The 5228-nt window shown below is 67.9% G+C and carries 5 protein-coding genes; 4 read left to right on the forward strand and 1 reads right to left on the reverse strand.

Annotation, left to right across the window (positions count from 1 at the left end; translation table 11 throughout):
* The first annotated feature begins 357 nt into the window (after positions 1 to 357).
* From ON21_RS06505 to ON21_RS06520, 4 genes are all read left to right on the forward strand, one after another.
* Positions 358 to 1629: a cytochrome P450 gene (locus ON21_RS06505; protein WP_039796460.1), complete on the forward strand. Its 1272-nt coding sequence runs from the start codon at positions 358 to 360 to the stop codon at positions 1627 to 1629.
* 168 nt (positions 1630 to 1797) lie between these two features.
* A complete protein-coding gene (locus ON21_RS06510; RefSeq protein ID WP_039796461.1) occupies positions 1798 to 2346 on the forward strand; it encodes a cysteine dioxygenase in 549 nt (182 codons plus the stop codon).
* Positions 2343 to 2741 carry a rhodanese-like domain-containing protein gene (locus tag ON21_RS06515; protein WP_039796458.1) on the forward strand — a complete coding sequence of 133 codons (399 nt, stop codon included), beginning with the start codon at positions 2343 to 2345 and terminating at the stop codon, positions 2739 to 2741. The genes ON21_RS06510 and ON21_RS06515 overlap by 4 nt, the downstream gene beginning before the upstream one ends.
* A 600-nt stretch (positions 2742 to 3341) precedes the next feature.
* Positions 3342 to 3572 carry a DUF6400 family protein gene (locus tag ON21_RS06520; RefSeq protein WP_039796459.1) on the forward strand — a complete coding sequence of 77 codons (231 nt, stop codon included), beginning with the start codon at positions 3342 to 3344 and terminating at the stop codon, positions 3570 to 3572.
* 63 nt (positions 3573 to 3635) lie between these two features.
* On the opposite strand, the gene ON21_RS35640 is transcribed toward ON21_RS06520, so the two are convergent.
* The coding region (locus ON21_RS35640) for a hypothetical protein (RefSeq protein WP_051020411.1) at positions 3636 to 5228 on the reverse strand (1593 nt) is incomplete at its 5' end.

The following is a 5228-nucleotide window of genomic DNA, read 5'->3' on the forward strand; positions in this document are numbered from 1 at the left end:
CAACCATGAGCGAGTCCCGAGCGCTATTGCACACCGTCGACGGCGCCCCCACCCTGCGGTTCGAACGCAGGCTGGCCCATCCTCCGGAAAAGGTGTGGCGCGCGCCGCCACAATGCTTCCGCTGACCACCGAGCGACCGGCCACATCGAGGACGACGAAGAAGCGGATGCGCGGGTGAGCCCATGACCGAGGTGGGCACCGCGTTCACCGATCAGGCTGCTCAAACCACCCCACCACAGCGTCGGAACTGCTTACGATCCCGTAGCTACATCGGAAAACATGCACCTGACCGGCGCGCAGCCGACCCGCGTGCGCGCACGCGGCGGCGACGAGCCTCCCCTTCTGGAGTCATGCCCTTTGTCCACGCCACAGTCCCCGCAATCCACTCCGGAAAGCAGGAAAGCCTGCCCGGTCCAGCACAATTCGCCGATCGACACCGACGGGCCGCGATTCGCGCTGTACACGGAGGCATTCGCCGCCGACCCGCATCACGCCTACCGTGAGATGCGCCGCCGATACGGTTCGCTCGTCCCGATCGAACTGGCGCCGAATGTGCCCGCGACATTGGTGATCGGTTACTACACGGCGCTTCGAATCCTCAACGACCCGCTGCACTTTCCCTCGGACCCACGCACCTGGCAGCAGGGCATCCCCGGCGAGTGCCCGATCCTGCCGATGATGGAGTGGCGACCGAACGCGCTGCGCACCACCGGATTCGAGCACCAGCGCTACCGCCAGGTGAATGTCGCGGCGATCGACGCGGTCGATATGCACGCGGTGCACGCGACGTGCGAACAGATCGCGGGCCCGCTGATCAATGCCTTCTGCCAGGACGGTGCGGCGGATCTGATCAGCCAGTACGCGTTCCCGCTCACGTTCGCGGTGCTCAACTCGATGCTCGGCTGCCCGCCGGAGATCGGGCAGCAGGTCGCGATCGGCATGGCCGCCATCTTCGAGGGCGTCAACGCGGACAAGGGCAACGCGATGCTCGCCGACGCGCTGTTCGATCTGGTGCAGAGGAAGCGGCGGAATCCGGGCGACGACATCACCACTCGACTGCTGCGGCACCCCGCAGGCCTCGACGACATGGAGATGATCCACCAGTTGGTCACCCTGTACGGGGCGGGAATCGAGCCTCAGCAGAACCTGATCGCCAATACCTTGCGGTTGATGCTCACCGACCGCCGGTTCGCGGGCGGGATATTCGGCGGCAGCCTGTCGACGCGCGACGCACTCGACGAGGTGCTGTTCGACGACCCACCCGGCGCGAACTATTGCTTCAGCTACCCGAAGCAACCGATCCTCATCGACGACGTGTGGCTGCCCGCGCACCAACCGGTCGTGATCAGCATGGCCGCGTGCAACAACGATCCGGCGATCCACACCGGCGAACACACCGACAGCCGGGCCCACCTGGCATGGGGAGCCGGACCGCACTCCTGCCCCGCCAGGTCGATGGCGTACCTGATCGCGCAGGACGCCATCGACCAACTGCTGGACGCCCTGCCCGAGATACGGCTCGCGGTCGAGCCGGAAGAGCTCTCCTGGCGTCCGGGCCCTTTCCACCGCGCACTCGTGTCGTTGCCCGTCGTCTTCCCGGAAGCCCCGCCCATGCCCGGGTTCGGGTAGACGAACGGCGACCTTCGCCACGGGGCGACCGGGGCGGTGCGCGGCCCGGACGGTGATCGATGAATTTTGTTCGCGCTGATCGTGATTGGTGGCAAACCGGCCGCGATGGCGGAGAATCCACGCGGCAGCCGCGAGGCGCTCGTCCGATCGATTCCGTCAGGAGCACATGTGACCACATCCGTTCCGGTGAACCTCAAGCACGCGCGCGACATCCATCCCGACATCGACGTGCCGCTGGTTCGAGACGCCATCCACCCGGAGCGGACGCTGTGGTCACCCGCCGAGTTACACCGGTTGACCAGCCTGGTGGCCGCGGAATTGGCGACCCCGCTGCTGGACATCGTGCGATTCGACACCCGACAGCGCTGGTGGACCCGCCTGGCCTTGACCATGGGCGTCGAGTTGTGGCTGCTGTCCTGGGCTCCGGGGCAGGGCACCGAACCGCACGACCACGGCGGTGCGTCCGGCTCCTTCACCATGACCGTGGGGGAGCTCAGCGAGGAATACCTGCACGCGGGGGGAGCGATCCAGAAGGCGGAACGACGAGCGGGCGACACGGTCGGCTTCGGTCCCGATCGAGCGCACCAGCTGCGCAACGACAAGCTGTGGCCCGCGGCCTCGGTGCACGCGTACTCTCCCCCGCTCCGGCCGGTGCGCGAATACCGTACGCTGGCTGACTTCGCAGGGACGTCAGCGAGCGGAGTGGAGACACGATGAGTACAGGCGCCGAGGAGATGGTGACCCTGGCCAGGGCCCAGCTGGAGCGAGTCACCCCTGAGCAGGCCGCCTCCCTGCAGTCCGGGGGAGGACTGATCGTGGACATCCGGCCACACGCGAACCGGAGCGCTGAGGGTGAGATCCCCGGCGCGGTCGTGGTCGAACGGATCGTCCTGGAGTGGCGTCTCGACCCGAACGGCGAGCACCGGCTGCCGGGACTCACCGCCGACACTCCGGTGGTGATCGTGTGCAACGAGGGCTACGCCTCCAGTCTCGCGGCCGCCGACGGGCTGCGTCTCGGACTGCGTCAGGTGACCGACCTCGTCGGCGGCTTCCGAGCGTGGCGTGCGGCGGGCTTGCCGGTGGTCGAGGGCGGAAGCCCGGCCGTGCCGTAGTAATCGTGCCGCTATCGCCGCACGGTGGTAGCGGTGTCGCCGTCCAGCTGTTCCCAGCCGCCGGGACGGTAGATAACGGTCCCAGATCACCCGGATAAGTGCCCAGTTCTTCGCGCGGCCACGCACTGGCCCGCTCCTGAGGCCACAGGAGCCGGATGACCTCGCTCGCAGCTTGCCGGTCCCAGATCACACCGGGCCGCGCCGGAAGGCCGGCCGCATTCAGATTGTCGACCAGGTCACCGACATCCTCGAAGAATGACGCGTTCCGCCGAGCGAGTTCCCATACCCCGGCCTCGCTGTATCCCGCGCGAATCGCCGCTGGGATGTCGGCCCACTGCAACACGATTCGCATCCGGTGCTGGCGGCGGCGCTCGGTTTCGGCACGAACCCGCAGCGCATTCCGCCGAGCAGGCGCTCTTCTGCCGATTCCGTAATGTCCGGCTGAAGACAGGTCGCGTCTACTTCCGGGACTCAGTCCGGGCACGGGTCGCATGTGACGAAGTTCAACCGTGAAACGTGATCCAGGTCATTGCCCGGATAGGCGCCGTTGGGCATCGTCGGCAATTCGTTTTCGGAAAGAACCCGGTTGGAGAAGCCCGAATGGCCGACCACAATTTTGCTTACGATCTCACGCTCGACGAGGTGCGACGGCGCAGCGCCGTCGTCGCGGCGCTCGGTGACGACTGGGATCCGGTCGCGGTGCTCGCCGAGGAAGATCTGGCTTACGACATGCTGTATTCGAATCTCGATGACGAGCAGCAGCGGATCTACGACGAACTCGTACGAGCCGGGGTCCTGCCCGATCGGGCGACGAGCCGGATCGCCGACTGATTTCACCGCCGAGCAGAAACCCTCAGCGTCCTTCGGCGCGTCGCCTCCAGCGAGTCGTGACGGTCAGTAGACGTACACCACCGCGTTCTCACCGCCGCTGCACGTGACGAGCGGCCCTTCGGGCAGGCAGTTCATGGTGTAGGTCCGGCCGGTGACGGGGCTGGTCGCGACGACCGTGCGCGGCGCGTCGCGAGTGGCGTTCTGCGCCTGGCCGAGTGCGGCATAGGCTCTGCGCACCTCTTCGGCGAACGCGCAGCTGGTCACGGCGGTACCCGTCGCGGACTGGGTGAACGTCCCGGCGGCGGCTTGCCCCTGGCCGCACGGTTTCGCCCCGGCGGGCAGGGTGACCTGCGACGGCTTCGCGGAAGTGGAGGTGGCGGGCGGGGCCGATGTGCGGCGCGGCGCCTGGGTGATGGGCCCGGGCGCGGACGCCTCGGACTGCGCGGTGGCGGAGGTCGTCTCGACCTGACCGCGGCCGAACGACTGCCAGGCGATCGCTCCGACGACGGTCAGCGCCACTATGGCGAAAACGGCCACCATGATGGGCAGCGCTATGGAGCGGCTCGGTCGGGAATCGGAGTAATCGGGCTCGTCGTAATCGTCGTAGGAATATTCCGGTTCTTCGCGGCCCAGTGGGCTGCCGGTGCGCGCGGGGTAGTCGCCGGTGCGAGCCGCGTGTGCGTCCTGCTCCGCAGGCGCCAGATATCGAGTCGGCTCCGAGTCCGGTGCGGGAAGGTAGTCGGATGTGCCATGCGGCGGGACCGAGCCGGGCGGCTGTGCACCATCGGGATATTGCGGTGTCTGCGGATAATTCCCGAGTCCCGGATGCCCCTCGGCGAAGGTGTGCTCGGGGGCCTGCGAATACGCTTGCGGCGGCATATCGGAAAATGCCTGCACCACAGTCGGTTCCGCGTATACCCGCGTGGAATTCGGATCGGCGTACGCGGCATTCGGCTGTCCCGGATACGCGGGATCGAAATCCTCTGATGCGGCGGAACCGGCATGGCCCTGCGGGTACATCTGCGTCGGCGGGGCGGCGGGCTCCGGATACACGCGGGTGGAATCCGGATCGGCGTAGGCGGGATCGAAATGTTCCTGTGCGGCGGAATCGGCGTAATTCTGCTGATACACCTGCATCGGCGGCGCAGCGGGCTCCGACGCCTGCGGATACACCTGCGTCGGCGGGACAACAGGCTCGGGCGCCTGCGGATATCCCGCGGCTTCGAAATACGCCTGGGTCTCCGGATACAGATGCGCGTCCGGGAACGGACGCATCGGGGGCAATTCCACTTCCGGCGGATACGGCGCTTGTGACGGCTCCGGCCCCTCCGTCGACGGCAGCGGCGTGAACTGGAATTCCGTCGGCCGCACCACCGTCGGCGCGCTCGGATGGATCACCGCGGGCAGCGACAGTTCGCCGGTCGATTCCGGCGCGACCACGGCACCGGCCTGCTGCGACCGGTCCGGCGCGCGCACCACCAGCGTCGGCCCGGCGGCGGGCGCGGAGGCGAGGGCGGCGCGGGCGGCCCTGGCCAGCGCGGTCGCGGTCGGGTAGCGGTCGGCCGGGTCCTTGGCCATACCGCGGCTCACCACCTCGTCCAAGGCGGGGGGAATGCCATCGACCTGAGCGCTCGGCCGCGGCGGCGGATCGGACAT

Origin of the sequence: Nocardia araoensis NBRC 100135, from assembly GCF_000308435.1 — a bacterium.
GTDB classification, from domain to species: Bacteria; Actinomycetota; Actinomycetes; order Mycobacteriales; family Mycobacteriaceae; genus Nocardia; species Nocardia araoensis.